At 68.8% G+C, this 21066-nt stretch carries 21 protein-coding genes; 15 read left to right on the top strand and 6 right to left on the bottom strand.

The window, feature by feature from the left end; genetic code table 11:
* Positions 1–24: 24 nt before the first annotated feature.
* From ahbB to hemA, 3 genes are read left to right on the top strand one after another with little or no spacing between them, the layout of a single operon-like run.
* Complete coding sequence (gene ahbB / locus LPA44_RS08825; protein WP_230889217.1) at positions 25–1080, top strand: siroheme decarboxylase subunit beta; 1056 nt, start codon at positions 25–27, stop codon at positions 1078–1080.
* 34 nt (positions 1081–1114) lie between these two features.
* A complete protein-coding gene (locus tag LPA44_RS08820; RefSeq protein ID WP_230889216.1) occupies positions 1115–1771 on the top strand; it encodes a precorrin-2 dehydrogenase/sirohydrochlorin ferrochelatase family protein in 657 nt (218 codons plus the stop codon).
* Entirely contained in the window at positions 1768–3075 is a 1308-nt protein-coding gene (hemA, locus tag LPA44_RS08815) for a glutamyl-tRNA reductase (protein ID WP_230889215.1), read from the top strand. The genes LPA44_RS08820 and hemA overlap by 4 nt, the downstream gene beginning before the upstream one ends.
* Here the strand turns inward: hemA and LPA44_RS08810 are convergent.
* Positions 3072–3239 carry a hypothetical protein gene (locus LPA44_RS08810; RefSeq protein WP_230889214.1) on the bottom strand — a complete coding sequence of 56 codons (168 nt, stop codon included), beginning with the start codon at positions 3237–3239 and terminating at the stop codon, positions 3072–3074. The two genes, hemA and LPA44_RS08810, sit on opposite strands and share 4 nt — an antisense overlap.
* Before the next feature lie 77 nt (positions 3240–3316).
* Here LPA44_RS08810 and LPA44_RS08805 point away from each other — a divergent pair, with 77 nt between their 5' ends.
* Genes LPA44_RS08805 through LPA44_RS08795 form a run of 3 tightly spaced genes read left to right on the top strand, consistent with a single transcriptional unit; the run spans position 3317 to position 4661 of the window.
* On the top strand, positions 3317–3592 hold the full coding sequence (locus tag LPA44_RS08805) for a 4a-hydroxytetrahydrobiopterin dehydratase (RefSeq protein WP_230889213.1): 276 nt from the start codon (positions 3317–3319) through the stop codon (positions 3590–3592).
* A gap of 1 nt (position 3593) precedes the next feature.
* A complete protein-coding gene (lwrS, locus tag LPA44_RS08800) occupies positions 3594–3962 on the top strand; it encodes an LWR-salt protein (protein WP_230889212.1) in 369 nt (122 codons plus the stop codon).
* Positions 3963–4010: 48 nt separating this feature from the next.
* Entirely contained in the window at positions 4011–4661 is a 651-nt protein-coding gene (locus tag LPA44_RS08795) for an HAD family hydrolase (RefSeq protein WP_230889211.1), read from the top strand.
* On the opposite strand, the gene LPA44_RS08790 is transcribed toward LPA44_RS08795, so the two are convergent.
* Together LPA44_RS08790 and LPA44_RS08785 are read right to left on the bottom strand one after the other, a co-directional pair.
* Positions 4658–6532 carry a molybdopterin biosynthesis protein gene (locus LPA44_RS08790; RefSeq protein ID WP_230889210.1) on the bottom strand — a complete coding sequence of 625 codons (1875 nt, stop codon included), beginning with the start codon at positions 6530–6532 and terminating at the stop codon, positions 4658–4660. The two genes, LPA44_RS08795 and LPA44_RS08790, sit on opposite strands and share 4 nt — an antisense overlap.
* Positions 6529–7728, bottom strand: a complete 1200-nt coding sequence (locus tag LPA44_RS08785) for a molybdopterin molybdotransferase MoeA (protein WP_230889209.1) — start codon at positions 7726–7728, stop codon at positions 6529–6531. The genes LPA44_RS08790 and LPA44_RS08785 overlap by 4 nt, the downstream gene beginning before the upstream one ends.
* 635 nt (positions 7729–8363) lie before the next feature.
* Between LPA44_RS08785 and LPA44_RS08780 the strand changes: the two genes are divergently transcribed.
* The 5 genes from LPA44_RS08780 to speB all read left to right on the top strand — a co-directional run bounded on the left by LPA44_RS08780 (position 8364) and on the right by speB (position 12817).
* Positions 8364–8714, top strand: a complete 351-nt coding sequence (locus LPA44_RS08780) for an Hsp20/alpha crystallin family protein (RefSeq protein WP_230889208.1) — start codon at positions 8364–8366, stop codon at positions 8712–8714.
* Positions 8715–8718: 4 nt separating this feature from the next.
* Positions 8719–10380, top strand: a complete 1662-nt coding sequence (locus LPA44_RS08775; protein ID WP_230889207.1) for an ABC1 kinase family protein — start codon at positions 8719–8721, stop codon at positions 10378–10380.
* Between the two features lie 50 nt (positions 10381–10430).
* Complete coding sequence (locus LPA44_RS08770) at positions 10431–11504, top strand: aminotransferase class I/II-fold pyridoxal phosphate-dependent enzyme (RefSeq protein WP_230889206.1); 1074 nt, start codon at positions 10431–10433, stop codon at positions 11502–11504.
* 110 nt (positions 11505–11614) lie between these two features.
* Complete coding sequence (locus tag LPA44_RS08765; RefSeq protein WP_230889205.1) at positions 11615–11995, top strand: translation initiation factor IF-5A; 381 nt, start codon at positions 11615–11617, stop codon at positions 11993–11995.
* 3 nt (positions 11996–11998) lie between these two features.
* Positions 11999–12817 (top strand): agmatinase, encoded by an 819-nt coding sequence (gene speB / locus LPA44_RS08760; protein WP_230889204.1) that lies wholly within the window; start codon positions 11999–12001, stop codon positions 12815–12817.
* 4 nt (positions 12818–12821) lie between these two features.
* On the opposite strand, the gene LPA44_RS18250 is transcribed toward speB, so the two are convergent.
* Entirely contained in the window at positions 12822–13364 is a 543-nt protein-coding gene (locus tag LPA44_RS18250; protein ID WP_230889203.1) for an HVO_2922 family protein, read from the bottom strand.
* 122 nt (positions 13365–13486) lie between these two features.
* Here LPA44_RS18250 and LPA44_RS08750 point away from each other — a divergent pair, with 122 nt between their 5' ends.
* The 3 genes from LPA44_RS08750 to LPA44_RS08740 all read left to right on the top strand — a co-directional run bounded on the left by LPA44_RS08750 (position 13487) and on the right by LPA44_RS08740 (position 16319).
* Positions 13487–14245: a Nif3-like dinuclear metal center hexameric protein gene (locus LPA44_RS08750; protein ID WP_230889202.1), complete on the top strand. Its 759-nt coding sequence runs from the start codon at positions 13487–13489 to the stop codon at positions 14243–14245.
* Positions 14246–14462: 217 nt separating this feature from the next.
* Positions 14463–15863, top strand: coding sequence for an FAD-dependent oxidoreductase (locus tag LPA44_RS08745; protein ID WP_230889201.1), 1401 nt, complete (start codon positions 14463–14465; stop codon positions 15861–15863).
* A gap of 228 nt (positions 15864–16091) precedes the next feature.
* Positions 16092–16319 carry a hypothetical protein gene (locus tag LPA44_RS08740; protein ID WP_230889200.1) on the top strand — a complete coding sequence of 76 codons (228 nt, stop codon included), beginning with the start codon at positions 16092–16094 and terminating at the stop codon, positions 16317–16319.
* 164 nt (positions 16320–16483) lie between these two features.
* On the opposite strand, the gene LPA44_RS08735 is transcribed toward LPA44_RS08740, so the two are convergent.
* Complete coding sequence (locus tag LPA44_RS08735) at positions 16484–17413, bottom strand: EamA family transporter (protein WP_230889199.1); 930 nt, start codon at positions 17411–17413, stop codon at positions 16484–16486.
* Positions 17414–17583: 170 nt separating this feature from the next.
* Between LPA44_RS08735 and LPA44_RS08730 the strand changes: the two genes are divergently transcribed.
* Positions 17584–18729 (top strand): cobalamin-independent methionine synthase II family protein, encoded by a 1146-nt coding sequence (locus LPA44_RS08730; RefSeq protein WP_230889198.1) that lies wholly within the window; start codon positions 17584–17586, stop codon positions 18727–18729.
* On the opposite strand, the gene LPA44_RS08725 is transcribed toward LPA44_RS08730, so the two are convergent.
* A complete protein-coding gene (locus LPA44_RS08725; RefSeq protein ID WP_230889197.1) occupies positions 18726–21050 on the bottom strand; it encodes a hypothetical protein in 2325 nt (774 codons plus the stop codon). The two genes, LPA44_RS08730 and LPA44_RS08725, sit on opposite strands and share 4 nt — an antisense overlap.
* Positions 21051–21066: the final 16 nt, after the last annotated feature.

Genomic DNA, 21066 nt, shown 5'->3' with positions numbered 1-21066 from the left:
GTTCGCGCTCCCTCAGTAGTGGCTATGAATATCGCGGACCTCGACGACCGGGACCGCGCGGTACTGAACGCGTTCCAGGGGGGGTTCCCGGTCGTGCACCGGCCCTTCGAGCCGGCGGCGCACGCGCTCCGGTCGCGGGGCGTGGACGTCGACCCGGCGGGCCTGCTCGACCGCGTACGCCGCCTCGACGATGAGGACGTGCTGACGCGGTTCGGCGCGCTCATCAACGCCGAGGAAATCGGCGGCAACGCGTCGCTAGTCGCGATGCACGCGCCCGAGGACGAGTTCGAGGAAATCGCCGACGTCGTCAACAGTTACCGGGAGGTCGCGCACAACTACGAGCGCGAGCACCCACACCTGAACATGTGGTTCGTCGTGTCGGTCGCCGACGACGAGCGCGTCGAGGACGTGTTGGCGGATATCGAGGAGGAGACCGGCCAGCCGACGTACAACCTCCCGAAGCAACAGGAGTTCCGCGTGGAGGCGAAGTTCCTCGTGGACGGCCCGATTTCGGACGGCGACGTGGACCTCTCGCACCTCGGGCCGACGCCGGACCCGACCGACCGCGACACGCTCACGCCGGCGGAACGCGACCTCGTATTGGAAGTGCAGGACGGCCTCCCAATCGTGGAGACGCCGTATCAGGCGGTCGCCGAGGAAATCGGCCAGGAGACCGACTGGGTCGTGGAGACACTGCGGCGGTTCAACGAGGAGGGGAAGGTCCGGCGCGTCGGCGTCATCCCGAACCACTACTCGCTGGGGTACACGGAGAACGGGATGACCGTCTGGGACGTGCCCGACGACCTCGTCGAAGAGGTTGGACCCGCCGTGGCGAGCCTCGACTTCGTGACGCACTGTTACGAGCGCCCGCGCCACGACGGCGTCTGGGAGTACAACTTCTTCGCGATGACGCACGGCCGTAGCGAGGAAGAGAGCCAGCAGCGCATCGAGCAGGTCAGGGACGTGATGGCCGAGTACTGGGACGTCGGCGAGGACGACTGGGACACGCTGTTCTCGACGCGCATCCTGAAGAAGACGGGCATCCGGCTCGCCGAACGCGCTGACGCGAACACCGCATGAGCGGCCGACGGGGGCACACTCGGAGGCCGGAAGCGTGATTCCGCTGTTCCACGACTTCGCGGACGAGACCGTGCTCGTCGTCGGCGGTGGGCCGGTCGGCGCGCGGAAGGCTCGGAAGTTCGCCCGCGAGGCGGACGTGCTCGTGTTGAGTCCCGACTTCGCGGACGCGGACTTCGGTGACGCCGAGCGCGTGCAGACCGCGCCCGAACCCGAGGACGCCGCCGACTGGGTGGCGCGAGCGGACCCGGCACTCGTGGTGGCCGCTACGAACGACACGGACGTGAACGACGCGTTCGTGGCCGCGGCGCGGGATGCCGGCGCGCTCGTGAACCGCGCGGACGAATCTGGCGGCAGGGACGCCGACAGCGTCGTCGTCCCCGGGACGATTCGCGACGACCCGGTGGCGGTCGCCGTCGCGACCGGCGGCGCGAGCCCCGCGCTCTCGAAGTACCTCCGCGAGCAGCTGGAGGACGAACTCGCTGGCGCGGGCGCGATGGCCGAGTTGACGGCCGACCTCCGCACGGAGTTGCGAGCGGCCGAGGTCGACCCCGAAACCCGCCGGAACGCGGTCCGGGCGGTGGTGCGGTCGGGGCCGGTTTGGAAGGCTTTACGTACTGGTGGGACAAACGCCCGGCAAACAGCCGACGACGTCGTCGCCGACGTCGTGGGGAACTCAGAGTGGTCCACGTGAACGGAAACACAGGTGTCGTCTCGGGCGTGCGCGTCTCCCACGAGTCGGCCTCCCTCTCGGAATTGGAGGCCGCGAGTGCGGACAGCGAAGCGGACGCCCTCGACGCGCTGCTCGTCGAGCCCGCCGTCGAGGAAGCGTTCGTGATTCAGACGTGCCACCGGTCGGAAGCGTACGTCGTCGCGGACGAACCGCGGGACGGCCGCCGCGTGCTCGCCGCCGCCGGCTTCGACCCGGCGACAGAGGGCGCGGTCGCGATGGGGCACGAGGAGAGCCTGCGCCACCTCCTCCGGGTCGCCGCCGGCCTCGAATCCCTCGTGGTGGGCGAGGACCAGATTCTCGGCCAGGTGCGCGACGCCTACGACACAGCGCAGGACGCCGGCGCAATCGGTCACGTGCTCCGGCAGGCGGTGACGAAGGCCATCCACGTCGGCGAGCGCGCACGCACCGAGACCGCAATCAACGAGGGCGTCACGTCGCTCGGGAGCGCGGCCGTCCGCCTCGTCGAGGACGAGGTCGACGTCGACGGCGCGAGCGCGCTGGTCGTCGGGGCCGGCGAGATGGGCGCGCTCGCGGCGAAGGCGTTCGCGAGTTCGGGCGTCGACCGCGTCGTCGTCGCCAACCGGACGACCGCCCGCGCCGACCGCGTCGCCGACGCCGTCGACGCCGACACCGAGACTGCGGCGCTGGCCGACGCAGCCGAGCACGCCGACGACGCGGACGTCGTCGTCACCGCGACCAGCAGCCCCGACCACGTCCTCGACGAAGCCGAACTCGCCGACGCCGGCGAGACGGTCGTCGTGGACCTCGCCCAGCCGCGGGACGTCGCGCCGGGCGCATCTGCTCTCGACGCGGTGTCCGTCCACGACCTCAACGACCTCCACGCGGTCACGGAGTCCACGCGCGAGCAGCGCGAGGACGCCGCCCGCGAGGTCGAAGCGATGCTGGAAGCGGAGTTCCAGCGCCTGCTCGCCCAGTACAAGCGCAAGCGCGCCGACGAGGTCATCGCGCGCATGTACGAGAGCGCCGACCGTCTGAAGGCCCGCGAGGTCTCGACGGCGGTCTCGAAACTGGAGGCTGCGGAGGGCGAGGTCTCCGAGGAGGAGCGCGAAGTCCTCGAGTCGATGGCAGACGCGCTGGTCAGCCAACTCCTGGCGGCACCGACGAAGAGCCTGCGGGACGCCGCCGAGGAGGACGACTGGTCGACCATCGCGACCGCGCTGGAGCTGTTCGACCCGGACTTCGAGGACGGGATGCCGTTCGACGCGCCCGCCGGCGAGGCGACGCCCGCCGAGTCCGAGGACTAAGCGTACCCGAGTCTGATTCCTGCGGCGACGATTACTCCGGCAGCCAGTGGCGGCAGTAGCGCCACTGCGCCCGTGAGACCGGCGGCGTTCGCGGCGACAGCGACTGCAAGGACGAGCACGACGCCGACCACGGTGGTGACTGTCAACGACCAGTTCGCGTCCATCAGTTCCGGCGTCGTCGCGCGGGTCCTTCGCTGTGTCGGCGGGTACGATTATGTGACTGGCGTGCGACGGCACGACCATGACAGAACTCCTCTCCGACGACCAAGTCGAGGAACGACTCCCCGAGGGCTGGGAGCGCGACGGCGACGAAATCGTGCGCATCTACGAGTTCGACGACTACCTGAAGGGCGTGGCGTTCGCCTCGGAAGTCGGCGAACTCGCCGAGGAGCAGTTCCACCACCCCGAGATTCGGATTCGCTACGAGGAAGTCGAGGTGCGGTTCACGAGCCACGAGGCGGGCGGTATCACGACGCAGGACATCGAACTCGCGGAGCTCTGCAACGACCTCCGGTAGGATGGACGCGCAGTACGTGTTCGCGGTGCGGTTCCGCCTCGACCCCGACTACGAGGTTCGCGTCGACCCGCAGGTCTTCGAGACGCGCATGGAACGCATCGCCGCCGAGCCCGGCGAGCCCGGCTGGCTGTTCTTCCGGGACAACCTCTGGCGCGGTAACATTGGCGACCACGACCACTTCCGGGAACTGACGAAGGACGCTCTCGGCGTCCCCGTCGACTCCGTGGAGTATCGTGCGCTCGAAACCGACCGCGAGTACTACGACGCGCTCAAAGAGGAGATTAGCGCGCACCTCGACCTGTTCAAAGCCGACAGCACGCCCGAGGTGCTCAACAAGTACCTCGGTAGTTCCGTGGAAGTCGAGGACTGACACACCGGGGCAAAACACTTGTCAGGGCGTCCCTTACGCTCCGGTCTGATGCAGCCCTCCAACTACGACGTCTGGCTGTTCGACCTCGACGGCACGCTCGTGGACACCGAGTGGTCGTACACCCGCGAGGTGTTCGACCGCGTCGGCGACCGGGTCGGCCACGAGTTCTCGGACTACCAGGCGGAAGTGCTGTGGCACGGCCTGGGCGGCTCGCGGGACGTCCAGCTCCGCGAGTGGGGGTTCGAGCCGTCGGTGTTCTGGGACGCGTTCCACGACGTCGAGGACCCGACTGCGCGCGCGGAGGCGACGTACCTCTACGACGACGCCGCGCAGGTCGCCGACCTCGACGGGCCCGTGGGCGTGGTCACGCACTGCGCGGAGTTCCTCACCGAGCCCGTGATGGACAGCCTCGACATCGGCGACTGGTTCGACGTCGTGGTCTGCTGTGACGACGACACCGGCTGGAAGCCCGACCCGCGCCCCATCGAACTCGCGCTCGCCGACCTCGACGCGGGCCCGGACCACGACGGCGTCTACGTCGGCGACGCAGAGAGCGACGTCGGCGCCGCTCGCAACGCCGGGCTGGACGGCGTCCACGTCGAGCGCCACGACCCCCACAAGCGCGGGCACTGCGTGCTCGGCGACCACCGCGTCGAGTCCTTCGACGACCTCTTCCTCGCGCCCCGGAGCGCGGACTAAGCCTCGTAGCCCGCGAGGTCCGCGAGCACGTCCTCCAAATCGTCGAGCACGTCCGCGAGTTCCTGCACGCCGGCTTTCTCGACGCGTTCGGGGTTCGCGAGCGCGCGCACCGTCTGCTCGCCGACCGGCACGAATTCGAGGCCGAGGCGGTCTGCCGTCGCGCGCAGCGCGAGCCCGGCGTCGGCGTCGCCCTCCAACACTGCTCGTGCCGGGCTCTCCGTGCCTTTTGTCTCGCGCTCGTAGCCGTCGACGTTCTCGGCGAGCGTACGGCGGTCGCTGTCGCGCTCGTCGGCCAATTCGGCGAGTGCGTCGTCGAACGCGTCGCGGAGCCCGCTCGCGCCGGTGCGGTTCGACAGCGTCACGTCCGAATCCACGAGGTCCGCGATGCCGGAGACGGCGAGCGGATTGCCGGCGGGGACGACGAGCCCCCACTCGCGCGTCCACGACGCGAGTTCCTCGCCCTCACCTCTTCCATCAGTCGTCACGGCGACGTCCGGCACGCCGTTCCGGAGGCGGCGCGCGCCCTCGCGGGAGCCGAGCCCGAGGAACCGCGGGTTCAAGAGCCGGTCGAGCACGCGGTCGAACCCGGGGTCGCGCTCGCCGACGGCGAACACGGACGGTGGGCGGACGTCCGGCGAGAACAGTTCGACTTCGACGGTTTCGCCCTCGTCGAGATACTCCGTGTCGGCATCGACAGTCACAGTGCCGTCGGCCTCCACGAGACTCGTGGTCGCGCCCGAGCCCTTGTCGACCGGGTAGACGAGCGTCTCGCCGTTCCCGGACTCCACGAGGCCCGCTGGCATCAGGCGCGTGCGCCCCTCCGCGTAGCGCTCGCGCACTGCCATCTGCCCCTCGACAGTCGCCGAGCGCGGTTCCGGGAGGCCTGCTGCATCTCGGATTTTGGGTGCGACAAACGCCCGGAAGATGGTGAGCGCGGACACCGGGTAGCCCGGCAAGCCGACGTACGCTGACCCGCCCATCTCGCCGAGAAGCATCGGCTTCCCGGGTTTGACGCTGACGCCGTGCAGGAGGAGTTCACCGCGTTCCTCGACGACCTGGTAGACGACGTCGACCGCGCTCGCCGAGGTTGACCCCGAGGAGAGCACGAGGTCGCACTCGTCGGCGGCGTCGCGGAGCACGCGCTCCAGTTCCCCGTAGTCGTCGCCCGCGTGCGGGTAGAGCACGGGTTCGCCGCCCGCGTCCCGCACCGCGGCGGCAATCGAGTAACTGTTCACGTCGTAAATCTGGCCCGCGCGGTGGCTCACCTCGCCCCCCGGCCGGACGAGTTCGTCCCCAGTTGAAACGATGCCCACGCGCGGCTTCGCGCGCACCGGCACGCTCTCGACGCCGAGCGCCGCGAGCAGTCCGATTTCCCGGGACGTGAGCAGCGTCCCTGGGCCGAGCACGCGATCGCCCGCCGCGACGTCCGCGCCCGCGACCATCACGCCGTCGCCGGGCGCGAGCGAGGTTCTGACTGTGACTGTGTCTCCGTCGCGCGCCGTCCGCTCAACCATTACGACGGCGTCCGCGCCGGGCGGCACGGGCGCGCCGGTCGAAATCTCCGCGCAGGTCCCTTCGCCGACGCTGACGTCGGGCTCGCTGCCCGCGTGGATGTCGCCGACGCACTCGACTTCGACGGGGTCGGTCTCGCTCGCGCCGAACGTGTCCGCGGCGCGGAGGGCGTAGCCGTCGACTTTCGCGCGGTCGAACCCCGGGACGTCGAGGCGGGCGTCGATGCGGTCCGCGAGCACGCGGCCGTCCGCGTCGTCCAAGTCCACGCGCTCGACGCCCGGCGAGAGGTCGAGGCCGGCGATGACCTCGCGGGCTTCCTCGGGGCTGGCGAGGTCGCGGAACTGCTTGCGGTCGCTCATCGGTGCGCCTCCCAGTTCTCGACGGCGACTGTCTCGCCGGCGTCGATGCCCTCCGTCTGCTCGGGGACGACGACCCAGCCGTCTGCGAGCGCGACGCTGGAGAGCACGCCGCTCCCGCTCGCGCTCACCGGCTCCGCGACGCGCTCGCCGTCCGACTCTCGGAGGCGAACTCGCGCGAACGTCCGGACGCCCGGCTCGGAGCGAATCTTCCCGTCCAACCGCGCCTGCACGCTCGGCAGGTCGTCCAGGGGCATTCCGCCGACGCGCTTCACCGCGGGCCGCAGGAACTGCACGGCGTTCACGATGCACGCGACGGGGTAGCCGGGGAGCATCACGACCGGCGTCCCCGCGACTTCGCCGAGCGCGACCGGGTGGCCGGGCCGCAGCGCGACGCCGTGGACGAACACCTCGCCGAGGTCGTCGACGACCTCCGGGATAAGGTCGCGCTCGCCCACCGAAGACCCGCCGGTGGTCACGACGACGTCTGCGTCGACGTTCGCCTCGATGGCGTCCGCGAGCGCCGTCTCGTCGTCGGTCACGACGTCCTCGTAGCGCGGGCTCGCCCCCCAGCGCTTCACGAGCCGCGAGACCGTGAGCCCGTTCGTCTCCACGACCTCGCCGGGTTCGGGGTCGTCCTGCACGAGTTCCTCGCCGGTCGGAACGACGGCGACGTCCGGGCGCTCGTACACTTCGACCTCGCGCAGCCCGACGGACTTCAGCAGCCCGAGGTCGGAGGGGCGGAGGCGGTGCCCGGGCTCGTAGAGCCGGTCGCCCGCTTCGACGTCCTCCCCGACGGGCGCGACGTTCTCGCCCTCGCCGACCGCGGAGAATACTTCGACGTCGCCGTCGGCGGTGTCGGTCTGTTCGATCATCACGACCGCGTCCGCCCACTCCGGGACCGCGCTCCCCGTGTGCACGCGCTCGGCCTCGTCCTCGCGGAGGATGGCCGGCGACCGGTCGCTCGCGCCGAACGTGTCCTCGGCGCGCACCGCGAACCCGTCCATCGCCGCGCGCCGGTAGTGTGGGACGTCCCGCTCTGCGGTGACCGCGGTCGCGACGGTCCGCCCGTCCGCCTCTTCGAGCGCGACGCGCTCGGTGCGGTCGTGGACCGCGACCCGGTCGAGCAGCCGCTCGCGCGCGGCCTCGACGCGTGTTCGTTCCTTGAAGCCGGCGTCGTGCCGGTCGTGTTCGGTCATGAGCGTCTGTTGGGTTGGGGTCGGGGTAAAGGCTGCGCGGCAGTCCGCTGGACTGCCGCGTTAATGCGAGCGGGGAGTGCGTGCTCGACCGTAGGGAGAGCACGTTATGGCGAGCGGGGAGCGAAGCGACCCGCGAGCAGCGTGGCTGACCGAAGCGACCCGCGACCGACGCGGCCGACCCGTGAACACCCTAGCGCACCCACCCCGACGACCGAACCACCCCGCGAACCCGCCCAACAGCCCGAAAACCCCGCTTAATTCGGCTTAACCGTCGCTAATCCGGGGCGAGCGACTGCATCGTTGAATACCCCGGCGGTCTACGAGTCGGGTGGCGGCAGACGTTCGCCGCCGGTCAGGGCACACTGAGCGTCACGGTGCGTCGCCGGCTGCACTCCCCACATCCCCCTCTCGCCGCCGGCGACGCGGTCGGGCCACGCGATTCCCCCCACCGGCGTGGTCCACATCAGAGTCTGTCAGGACGCCATCCGGTGTGTCGAAGCACAGCCGGTTTCGCGCCCTCGCGGTCGTCCCCCGCCGCGAGTGCGCCCGTCCATCGCGGACGGTCTGCTCCGTTTTCGCGGTCGTTCCCGCCGACGACCACCGGGTTTAACGCTGCGCCGACCCAACGCCCGAGCATGTCCCGCTTGCGCGAAGCGCTGGGGAGCCTGCCCGATTCCGTGTTCGTCGACGTCTTAGAGAGTGACGACGCGTACGCGTTCGTCGTGGACGTGCCGGGCGCGACGGGCGACACCGTGGACGTCCGCGTGGAGGGTCGCACGCTCGCGGTGGACGCGCGCCGCGAGAAGGACGTGCCCGCCGAGTTCGACTACCGCAGCGAGGAGCGGTCGCTGTTCCTCGAATTAGAACTCCCGCTGCCGCCGGACGCCACCGACGAGGGCGCGTCCGCGAGCGTCGAGGACGGCGTGCTCGACGTTCGGCTGCCGAAACGCGGCACCGACAGCCACAGCGTCCCCATCGAGGGGTAGACGAGTGGCGCTGCTCAAGGCGTACCGGCGGTTCGCCGTCGTCGTCTGGCAGTTCTTCCCGCTCGTGTGGGGGTACTTGCGCGACCGCCGGCGGTTCGTGTTCTTCGGCGGGCAGCGCCGGGTCACGACGGAGATGCGGGTGGCGCGCGCTCGCCGGCTGCTTGACTCGCTGTTGACCCTCGGGCCGACGTTCATCAAACTCGGGCAGTTGTTGTCGACGCGGCCGGACGTGCTCCCGCCGGAGTACGTGGAGGTGTTGGCGGACCTTCAGGACCGCGTGCCGCCCGCGGACTGGGAGGACGCCCGGGTCGTCCTCGAGGACGAACTCGGTCCCGTCGACGAGCGCTTCGACGACTTCGACACCGAGGCCATCAGCGGCGCGAGTCTCGGTCAGGTGTACACCGCGAAGGTGGACGGCGACGAAGTCGCGGTGAAGGTGCGGCGGCCGGACATCGAGGACCTCGTGGAGGCTGACCTCCGCGTGATTCGGTGGACGCTCCCAATCGTCGCGCGGTTCGTCGGGGAGTCGCGGGCGTTCAGCCTCCAGAACCTCGCCGACGAATTCGCGAAGACCATCCGCGAGGAGATGGACTACGCCCGCGAGGCGGAGATGCTCACCGAGATTCGCGGCAACTTCGCGAACGATTCCGACGTTGTGATTCCGGCGGTCTACGGAACCCACTCGAGCAACCGCGTGCTCACGATGGAGTACATTCCGGGCACGAAAATCTCGAACGTTCAGGAATTGGACCGCCGGGGCGTCGACCGCTCGCAGGTCGCCGAGACCGTCGAGCGCGCGTACCTCCAGATGATAATCGAGGACGGCGTCTTCCACGCCGACCCCCACCCGGGGAACCTCGCGGTCCGCGACGACGGCTCGGTGGTGTTCTACGACTTCGGGATGAGCGGGCGCGTCGACGACTTCGTCCAGGGGAAGATCGTGGACTTCTACGTCGCGGTCGCCAACCAGGACATCGACGCGATTCTGGACGCGCTCATCGAGATGGGGACGCTCTCCCCGGAGGCCGACCGCGCGACGATGGCGGACGTGATGGAGCTCGCGATTCAGGACGCCCGCGGGGAGGACATCGAGACGTACCGCGTCCAGCAAATCGTCGGCCAGGTCGAGGACACCATCTACGAGTTCCCGCTGCGCCTCCCGTCGAACCTCGCGCTCGTGCTGCGGGTCGCGACCGTCGTGGAGGGCGTCTGCGTCACCCTCGACCCCGAGTTCGACTTCATCTCGGTGGCGACGGAGTATCTCACCGATCAGGGCTACCGCGAGGAGTCGGTCCGCCAGTTCGCCGAGGAGACCGTCGACCAGTTCCAACGCTCGGCGCAGTCGGCAGTCCGAATTCCGCCGAAACTGGAGTCCGCGCTCGACCGCGTGGAGCGTGAGGACTTCCACGTGCGCGCGGACCTCGAAGACAGCGACGGCGTCGTCGACCGGCTAGCGCGCCGGGTCGTGCTCGGCCTCGTGTTCGCCACGAGCGTGCCAACCACGGCACTCCTCTACGTGGAAGCCGACCTCGTCGCAGCGGGCGTCATGGCCGCGTTCACGGCCGCGGTCGGCATCGGCCTCTACCGGTCGTTCCGGAAGCGCCGCGGGACGCTGGCGACCCCGCAATTCACGCGCCAGAATCTCGGCGAGCGCCGCGAGGACTGACGGGCTGCCGACGCCGTCCCTGTTTTCACGCTGCCGCGCGAACGCCGGCTATGGACGTCGACCCCTTCGAGTTGGAGCGGTGGTTCGCGGCGTACGAGCACGAGGCGGACGTGATGCTCGCGGAGAGCGGCGTCCGCAGCCTCCCGGCGGACCGCTTCGACACCGACCCCGGCGACCTCGGCTACGTCATCCCGACTAACGGCGCGCCCGACGTCCGCGAGACGATTGCCGCGGACTACGGCCGGAGCGCCGACGAAGTGCTCTGTACTGTGGGGACGCAAGAGGCGAACTTCCTCGCGTTCCAGTCGTTGCTCTCGCCCGGCGACCACGCGGTCGTCGTCACGCCGACCTACCAGAGTCTCCACGCCGTCCCCGACTCCATCTGCGACGTAACACGAGTGCCGCTGAACGAGCCCGGTTGGACGCTGGACGTGGACGCGGTCGCGGACGCGATGCGGCCCGAGACCGAGTTAGTGGTCGTGAACAACCCGAACAACCCGACCGGCCGCAAGCACCCCGAGGACGCGATGCGCGCGCTCTACGACGTCGCCGCCGACAACGACGCCTACCTGCTCGGCGACGAGGTGTACCGGCTGCTCGCCGAGGACCCCGTGCCGCCGGTCGCGAGCATGGGCGAGTACGGTATCAGTACGGCTAGCCTCTCGAAGGCGTACGGGCTCGCTGGCCTCCGATTCGGCTGGCTCGCCGGCCCTGCGGAGGTCGTGGAGGCCGCGGAGCGCTGGAAGGACTACACGACGATTTCGCCGTCGAAGTTCGGCCAGCACGTCGCGCGGCAGGTGCTCGACGGCGAGGAAGAGACGCTGCGCTCGGAGGCGCTAGAGCACGTCCGGCAGAACCACGAGATTACCGCGAAGTGGGCGCGCAGCCACGGCCTCGACTGGCCCGACCCCGTCGGCTGCAACGTCTTCCTGCGCGTGCCCGACGGCTTCGTGGATTCGCGGGCGTTCTGCCGGACGGTCGTCGAGGACGCCGGCGTCGTGCTCGCGCCCGGGGACTGCTTCTCGACGGGCAGCGAGTCCTACGACGACTACTTCCGGCTCGGCTTCGGGCTGCCGACCGACGAACTCCGCGAGGGGCTGGCGCGCGTGGACGACGTGCTCTGAACTAGCGGGTTCGGTCCACTCTCACGTGGCCGTCTCCGCGAGTGTGGGGGCCTCTCCCGGCCGGAACGCGTTCCAAACCGTTTATACACGGCAGGCGTGAATCCGGGCGTATGGCGAAAGAGCAGACAGAAGTCCGGGAACTGCAGGAAGGTAACTACGTGATGATCGAGGACACGCCGTGTCAGATCAACGCCTACAGTACCGCCAAGCCCGGGAAGCACGGGAGCGCGAAGGCCCGCGTCGAGGCCGAGGGCGTCTTCGACGGGAAGAAGCGCAGCTTCAGCCAGCCCGTCGACGCGAAGGTCTGGATTCCTATCATCGAGCGAAAGCAGGGTCAGGTCGTCTCCATCGAATCCGAGACGGTCGCGCAGGTCATGGACCTCGACACCTACGAGACCGTGACGATGCAGATTCCTGCGGACCTGGACCTCTCCGCGGACGACAACATCGAGTTCCTCGAATTCGAGGATAAGCGGAAAATCCTCCAGTAACGGATGTTCCCCGGCGCCAGCCCCGTCGACGAGTCCGCGGACGCGCCGTTCGCCGACGCGGACTACGTCGCCGTGGGCGCGCCGCTGGACACCTCTACGTCGTTCCGTCCGGGCGCGCGGTTCGGCCCGGACCGAGTCAGGAAGTTCGCTCGCACGTTCGAGGACTTCCACCCCACGACGGGGACACACTTCTCCGAACTCCACGTCGCCGACCACGGCGACGTCCACGCGTGGCACGACACCGCGGAGTACCTCGACTACCTCGAAGGCGTCCTGACGGACGTCCACTGGGCGGACGCCGTCCCCGTGCTTCTCGGCGGCGAACACACCGTCTCGGTGGCGGGCGTGCGCGCTGCCGACCCCGACGTGTTCGTCGCGCTGGACGCCCACCTTGATCTCCGCGAGGAACTCGGCGGCGACCCGCTCAGTCACTCGACAGTCACCCGCCACGCGCTCGACGTCGCCGACGAAGCAATCGTCGTGGGCGCGCGCTCGGGCAACGAGGCCGAGTACGAGCGCGCCACCGAGAGCGACGTCACCGTCGTCACGCCGGAAGAAGCGGCCGACTGGACGCCCGACGTCAACGGCTCGGTCTACCTCTCGGTGGACATCGACGCTGCCGACCCTGCGTACGCCCCTGGAACGGGCACGCCGGAGCCGTTCGGCCTCGACTCCGCGACGATGCGGGACTTCGTCCGCGCGCTCGCGCCGCAGTCGGTGGCCTTCGACGTCGTGGAGGTCAACGACCGCGACGACGGCCAGGCCGCCACGCTCGCCGCGAAACTCGTCCGTGAGTTCGTCCACACGCACGCCGACGCGTAGCCCGCTACTCCTCGACGACGTCCGCCTCGGGCGCGTTCTGCATCACGCTGCGCAGCCCCTTCCACGCGTTGTGCTTGCGCGTGTAGCCTTCGCCGCTGCTCGCGATGACGTTGCCGTTGCGGTGGCGGAGCCGCCACCGGAACTCCCCTGCCTTGTCCTCGAACACCTCGAAGCGGGCCAGCGACTGCGATCCGTCGGCCGCCCCGACGGGAACCGCGCAGTCGGCCACTTCAGGGGCTTCGGACGACACATCGGCGTCGCTCTCTTCTTCAGCCGTTTCGCTCTCCTGGTCGCTGGTTTCGACTGCAGAGACGGCGTCGCTCGCCTCGTCGTCCCACTCCAACTCCAATTCGAGGCTCAGTTCGTCGCCCTCGCGCTCGAACTCCACTTCCAGCGAAAGTTCCGCGGGGACGTCAACGGCGACGGCGTCGTCGCCCTCACCGAGTCGAATCGACCCCGCCAGCAGGCCGTCGGCGACGTCGCTCAGTACGGCCGCGGCGTCCTCGGGGCTCGCGGTCACTTCGGATTCGTAGTCGTCTCGTGTCACGGTGGCACTACGCGCCCCGCCGAGTTAAACGGTTGCAGGGGGCTCGCCGCTCGCGATTCGAGACCCCTCTGGTCGGTCTCGCTGCCGACGCCTAGAAGTCCCCGGAGCCCACGCACTCGCACATGGACCTCTCGGACATCGTCGCGAAGTACAACCAGCGACTGCGCGTCGACGACTACGAGGACGCCGCCACGAACGGCCTCCAGGTCGGCCCGGATGACGCTGAAATCGAGCAGGTAGCGTTCGCGGTGGACGCCGCGACCGCGACCATCGAGGAGGCCGTCGGGTGGGGCGCTGACCTGCTCGTCGTCCACCACGGCATCGTCTGGGGTGGCATCGACGCGGTGACGGGCCGCGAGTACGACCGCGTGCGGGCGCTGCTGGACGGTGACTGCGCGCTGTACGCCGCCCACCTCCCGCTGGACGGCCACCCGGAACTCGGAAACGCCGCGCGGCTCGCCGACCTGCTTGAGCTGGAGAACCGCGCGCCGTTCGGCGCGCACGCCGGCGAACACCTCGGGTCGCGCGGCACCGCGCCGATGGGCTTCACGGCGGACGAACTCGCAGCGACGCTCGACGACGAACTCGACCCCAAGGGCGGCGTGCAGGTGCTGGACTTCGGGCCGGACGCGCTCGAGGAAGTCGCGGTGGTGACCGGCAGCGGCGCGGACTGGATTCGGGAGGCCGAGGCCGACGGCGTGGACGCCTTCGTCACCGGGGAAGGCAAGCAGAAGCTCTACCACGAGGCCCGGGAAGCCGGCATCTCGGTGTTCCTGGCGGGTCACTACGCCACGGAGACGCTGGGCGTGCGCGCGCTCCAGTCGGTCGTCGACGACTGGGGCGTGGAGACGACGTTCGTCGACCACCCAACCGGGCTCTGAGCACGCAGTCTCATCGAGGCGAAGTACTCGAACGACGACTGACGAAACAACCCTTCGTCACGTGGCGTCTTTCCCACGAAAAATATCTGTATGCCCCTTCTGTGTGGTGTTTTCGGGACCCTCGCAATACTTACTCTCGTTCGGGGAAAGGGAGAGTTAAGTAGCCGAATCGCAACCCAAGTTACTGTACGGACTACCGCGCGGGAGCCACTCAAGCATGAGAGACGAATACGACTTACTCATCGTCGGCGGGGGTATCAGCGGAGCTTCGCTGCTGTACACGGCCGCGAAGTTCACGGACATCGAGAACATCGCGCTGGTGGAGAAAGAGGACGAGATCGCGAGCGTCAACTCCCACCGCACGAACAACTCGCAGACACTGCATTTCGGCGACATCGAGACGAACTACACGCTCGAGAAAGCCGAGGAAGTCAAGGAGGGCGCGGAGCTGCTCGCGGGCTACCTCGAAGACGAGGACCCCGACCGCGAGATGCACAGCAAGCGCTCGAAGATGGTGCTGGCGGTCGGCGAGGAAGAAGTCGAGAAGCTCGAATCCCGCTACCACGACGAAGGGTTCGGCGACCTCTACCCGAAGCTCCGGGACATCGGCCGCGAGGAAATCGCGGAACTCGAACCGAAGGTTGTCGAGGGCCGCGACCCCGACAAGGAGATGCTCGCGCTCCAGACGCCCGACGGCTACGTCGTCGACTACGGGATGACGGCCCAGTCGTTTGTCGACGAAGCCGAGAAAGTCGACGGCGTCGACGTCTTCACCGGCACCGAAGTCGAGGAAATCAACGACACCGGCGACGAGTTCCTCGTGGAGACGGACGCCGGCTGGTTCGAGAGCGACGTCACGGTCGTCGCCGCGGGCTCGCACAGCCTCCAGATTGCCAAGGAGATGGGCTACGGCGAGAACAAGAGCCTGCTCCCGGTCGCGGGTAGTTTCTTCCTCGCGGAGGACTTCCTCAACGGAAAGGTGTACACCCTCCAGATGAAGAAACTCCCGTTCGCCGCCGTCCACGGCGACGCCGACGTCCACGACGCCTCCATCACGCGCTTCGGGCCGACCGCGAAGCTCGTGCCGACGCTCGAACGCGGCGAACTCGAAACCATCGGCGACTTCTTCGACGTGTTCGGGCTGAACGTCGACTCGTTCCTGAGCTACGGGAACATCCTCGCCGACCGCATCCTCTTCCCGTACGTCGTCCGCAACCTCGTCTACGACGTCCCGGAAATCGGGAAGCGCACGTTCCTACCAGAAGTCCAGAAGGTCGTGCCGAGCGCGACTCTCGACGACATCGAGCGCGCGAAGGGCTACGGCGGCGTCCGCCCCCAGATTGTCGACACCGAGAAGAAGTCCCTGGACATGGGTGAGGCCAAGATTACGGGCGACGGCATCATCTTCAACATCACGCCCTCGCCGGGCGCGTCGACGTGCCTGAAGAACGCGATGCGGGACACCGAGCAGCTGATGGAGTTCTTCGACGACGACCACGAATTCGACGAGGACGCGTTCCGCGACGCCACCATCCGGAACTTCCCGCGCATCGACGACGAAGAGGCAGCCGACGCCGAGCAGGACGACGCCACCGCGAGCGCTGCTGCCGACGACTGACCGGCCGCTCGACCCCTCACTCATTTCTCGCTTATCCGCCGGATTCGACACTCGTTAGCCGGTCGTCTCCGCTGGCTCACGTCGCTCTCGTCGACCGCCAGTTTAGCACAGGAACTTTTATTATATTCCTTGTCGCAGTAGGGGACAACTCATGTCGGTCGTACCTGTACGCGAGTAACTCCTTCCCGGCCGTACAGCCTTCAGACCGACTCTCCACACACTTCAGACGTGAGCACACATCCACAGCACGCGACCGAATCGAAACCGACCACCAGCGAGACACCTCCCGGGACGGCGACGCAGACCACGCCCGTCTCGGACGACACGGACCGACAGCACGGCGACACGCCCGAGTCGTGGGTCGCCCGATGCCAGTCCCAGTTCGACGCGGCGCACACCGAACGCCTCCGGAACCTCGCCGACGACGCCAACCACGCGATGCCGGACGGCGTCTGACTCCTTGACGTGCCTCGTAGCGAGTGAACGCTCTCGGAATCCTCTTGTCCGTGGCTCCAGTACGTCTACGCGGCCGATGACGACGCCACCGGGCCGACCCGGGGTGGCTCCCGCGGGACGACGAGCCCTATGAGTGCCGAGGCCGACTCTTCGACTTCGAGTACCTAGCCGAGCGTGACGAACGCCGCGCCAGCGACGACCACGAGCGCGCCGGCGACCACGCCGCGCGTGACGCGTTCGACGTCGCTGAGCAGGACGGCCGCGAACGCGGTCGTGAACAGCGGCGCGGCGGCGACAAGCGGGTCGACGACGACGAGGCGGCCGGCGGGGTGTTCGAGCGCGGTGAACAGCGACACCATCCCAGTGGCGGTGAGCACGCCGACGAGCGCGAACAGCGCGTACGTCTCCCGAGGTGCAGCCAGTTCGTCTGTGCGGCCACGGACGAGCACGTAGCCGAGTATGACGAGCACGGCGGCAGTTTCGTTGACGGTCACCGCGGGGAGCGCGCTCGTGCCGGCGGCGTCAAGGCCGGTGCGGCGGACCGCGTTCGCGGCGGCGTACAGCGCAGCGGCGGACAGCGGGAACAATAGGTCTCGCCGTTGCCACCCTCTGACGTCGCCGCCCTTCGACAGCGAGAGGACGACGAGACCGACGGTCAGCACGGCGGCACCGACGAGCGTCAGTTGGCCGACGCGCTCGCCGAGTACGACGGCGCCGATGACTACCGCGAACAGCGGGCGCGTGCTCACGCCGGCGGTGTTGATGGAGGCCCCGAGGCGGTCAATGCCGCTGTAGACCACGAGGCGGCCCACCGCTGTCCCCATCGCGCCGGCGAGCGCGAACAGCCCGACGGCTCGCGCGGAGAACTGCAATACGGCGGCTGGGCCGTGGAGCACCGTGGTCACTACCCAGAGCACGGCGGCGTCGACAGAGACGATGACGACCGCCGCCTGGAGCGGTGTGCCGCCCCGCGAGAGTGCGTACTTCACGACCACCGGGGTCAGCCCCCAGAGTATCGTCGAGAGCAGCGCCAGCGAGCAGACCGCGGGTGGTGCCGCCAGCCCGCAGTCGAACGGGAGCGTCGGCGGAATCACTATACCGGTCGTTCAGGCGGCCGGGAGAAAGGGCGTTTGGCCCGTTCGGTGACTGCTCGTTCGTGCTGCGTCGTCGTTTCTCACCGGAACTAGATAACCTATAGGAATATTTTGAGTTGAGATACTACCGCAAGTCATATCACCGCCGTCGGCGTCTGGACGGACAACGAATGAGCGACGACCACATCTCCACGACGCATATCGGCAGTCTCCCCCGCGACCCCGAACTCCTTGACCTCCTGCAGCGCCGCCAGGACGGCGAGGCCGTCGACCCCGAGCAGTGGCACCAGACCGTCCAGGACGCCACCGAGTCCGTCGTCCGGAAGCAGGCCGACGTCGGTCTCGACGTCGTGAACAACGGCGAGCAGCCCCGCGTCTCCTTCAACTGGTACGTCGCCAACCGCCTCTCCGGCATCGGCGGCGAGCGCGACGCGCCGCTGTGGGACGACCTCGCGGACTTCCCCGAGTACGCCAGCGACGCCTTCGACACCGAGACCATCGACCTCACGAAACAGCCGTCGGTCACCGGCCCCGTCGAGTACGTCGGCACGGAAGCCGTCGACGAGGAAATCGAGACGTTCACGGACGCGCTCGACGCCGTCGATGCCGACTTCGAGGGGACGTTCCTGACGGCGGCCTCCCCCGGCGTCGCCGCCGCGACGCTCGTCAACGAGTACTACGACTCCCACGAGGAGTTCGTCCACGCCGTCGGTGACGCCCTCCGCGAGGAGTACGAAGCCATCGCCGACACCGGCGCAATCCTCCACCTCGATGCCCCGGACCTGCTGACGACCGGGCACCGCGGCTTCGGGGACCGCCCCGTCGAGAAGCTCAAGCCCATCGTCCGCCTGCACGTCGCAGCGCTCAACGAAGCCACCTGGAACATCCCCGACGACCAGATTCGCGTCCACACCTGCTGGGGGAGCTACGAAGGCCCCCACCACCGCGACACCCCGCTCGTGGACGTGCTCCCGGAACTGTACGAACTCGACGTCGGCGGGCTCTCCATCGAGGAAGCCAATCCCCGCCACGAACACGAGTACCGCGTCTTCGCGGAACACCCGCTTCCCGACGGCTGGGACCTGCTTCCGGGCGTCGTCGACGTGAAGACGAACGTCGTCGAACACCCCGACGTCGTCGCGGACCGCATCGAGCGCGTCGCGGACGCCGTCGGCGACCCCACGCGCATCGTCGCCGCGCCCGACTGCGGGTTCGACACGCAGGCCGGCCTCGCGATGGTCCACCCCGAGATCGCGTGGAAGAAACTCGAAGCACTCGTCGACGGGGCCGCGGTCGCCACCGACCGCCTGTTCTAGTCCTCCGCGCTCTCGCCGGTCAGCCCGCGCCGGATGCTCCCCACGAGCACTTCGAGATCCTCGGGGTCGGCGTCCAAGTCCACTTCCAGCGAGAGCGCGTGCTCGCCGTCGCCCGACTCGCCGCCTTCGCCGTTTCCTTCCGCCGTCGCCGTTGCAGCGGCCTCGATTTCGTCGACGAGTGCCTCAACGTCTGAGACGTCCGCCGCATCCACGAGCGCCTCGATAGCCTCTTCGGGAACGTCTACGCCCTCGATTTCCGCGGCCGCTTCCACGGACTCCGCCGCCTCTTCGGCCGACTCGGTTGCTTCTTCCATCTCTTCAGCGGCTTCTTCGCCCTCTTCGGCGACCTCCTCGGCCTCGCCTTCGACTTCCTCTTCCGCTTCCTCGGCGGCCACTTCGGCTTCCTTGGCAGCCGCCTCGCCCGCTTCTTCGACTTCCTCGGCTGCTTCGGCCGCTTCCTCTTCGGCCGCCTCCTCCGTCGCTTCCGCTTCTTCCTCGCCTGCTTCGGCGGCCTCTGCTGCTTCTTCCGTGGCTTCTTCGGCTACCTCCTCGCCTTCCTCGGCTGCCGCTTCACCTTCTTCTGTGGCTTCTTCGGCCGCTTCACCGGCTTCCTCGCCGCCGACCGAAATCGTGATTCCGGGTTCGGCACCGATTTCGATGGTCACCGTCTCGCCCTCCTCGGAGATGTCGACGTCTGGCTCGGGCTCGCCGCCGTCGGGCTGGAGGTCGTCGGACCCGCCGTCCGCGGCCTCCTCGACATCGAGGTCGCCGCCCACGCTCAAATCCTCCAGGTCGACGTCGCCGTCGACGGAAATCTGGATGCCGTCGTCGTCCCCGACCGCGATGTGGACGTTCGTCCCGTCGTCTAACTCCAACTCGACTTCCGGCGGGAGCGACGTGCTGGCAGCTCCCTCTGCTACTTCGGCGGCTTCCGCGGCTTCACCCTCGTCCCCGGCTTCAGTTTCGGCTTCCGGGCTGATGCCGCGGCTCGCCTCGCGCGCGACGTCCTGCACCGACTCCACGGCTGATTCGGGTGTCGTCGCCGGCTCCTCGGCGACCTCCTCGACCGCCGACTCCGCAGCTTCGACTTCCTCGGTCGCGGGTTCGACGGCGGACTCGAGTTCCTCGCTTACCGGCTCCGCGCCGGACTCAACCGCTTCCGCTCCTGCTTCGGCTGCCTCTGCGACTGGTTCCACAGCCGACTCCACTTCCGTCGCCTCCTCGCCGGCTGCTTCGGCGACCGGCTCTACCGCCGACTCGACGGCTTCTCCCTCTGCTTCGGCCGCTTCTGCGACTGGCTCGACGGCGGACTCGACCGTTTCTTCGGCTTCCGCGGCGGCCTCCGCAGCCGGTTCGACGGCAGACTCTACTGCCGCGGCTTCGGCGGTTTCGGTGGCTTCACCGGCAGTTTCAGAAACTTCCCCGGCAGTCTCGGTGACTTCCTCGACAGCTTCGACGGCTTCGTCGACGGTCGTCTCGACGCCCGCCGCCGTTTCGGACACCGACTCGATGCGCTCGCGTGCCTGCTCCGCGGCCGTCTCGACGTCCGCAGCGGCCTCCTCGACCGCGACCGCGGTATCTTCGACGGACTCACTCGCCGCTTCCGCGCGCTTGGCTGCCTCGTGGGCCTCCGCCGCGGCGGCTTCGGCTGCCTCCCTCGCCGTCTCCGCCTGCTCGGCCGTGGTCTCGACCGTCTCCTCGACGTCCTCGGCGGTCTCGGCGGCGGACTCGGCCTCCGCGGCGACGCGGCCGACCGCCGCACCGGCTTCAGTCTCGTGTTCGCCGGTCGCCGCTTCGGCTGTTTCGCCGCTCGGCAGACGCTCTCCTTCGGGGAGGCGATACTGACCGTCCTCGTCGCGGTCCAGCAGGCCCGCCCAGTCGTACAGTTCCAGTAGGGTGGTGATGCCGCTCCGGACGCGACTCGCTTCGGGGTCGTGGCCCGTGATGGCGGCCACGAGCGGCACGAGTTCGTCCTCCGTACTGGGATTCCCACGGACGAGCCCGCGAAGTTCCTCGGTCACCGGCCAGTCCGCCAGCAGTTCGCGCGCGCGGCCGCTAGCGCGCTCCTCGTCGTCCACCGCGAGCGCGCCCGCCAGGGCTTGCCCGCGGTCCGTCAGCCGGTGCTTCTGTCCCTCCTCGGTGAGCACGCCGACGTCTTCGAGGAACCGCGTCTGTCGGCCCACCGCGTCGCTGATGTCCGTGGCGTCCTCCACGGCGGTGGTGTACTTCGGTTCCGCCGCCGCGCCGACGGCGTCCCAGCCGGCGATAATCTCCCGGAGCGTGTCGAGGCTCACGCCCTTCGGAATGTGGTGTGTCGCCATTATCGGATGTGCGACC

This window comes from Halobacterium sp. KA-4, from assembly GCF_021028995.1.
In the GTDB taxonomy this organism is placed as follows: Archaea; Halobacteriota; Halobacteria; order Halobacteriales; family Halobacteriaceae; genus Halobacterium.
Note: the sequence above shows the minus strand (reverse complement) of the source record. Positions and strands in the feature narration are given on the sequence as shown.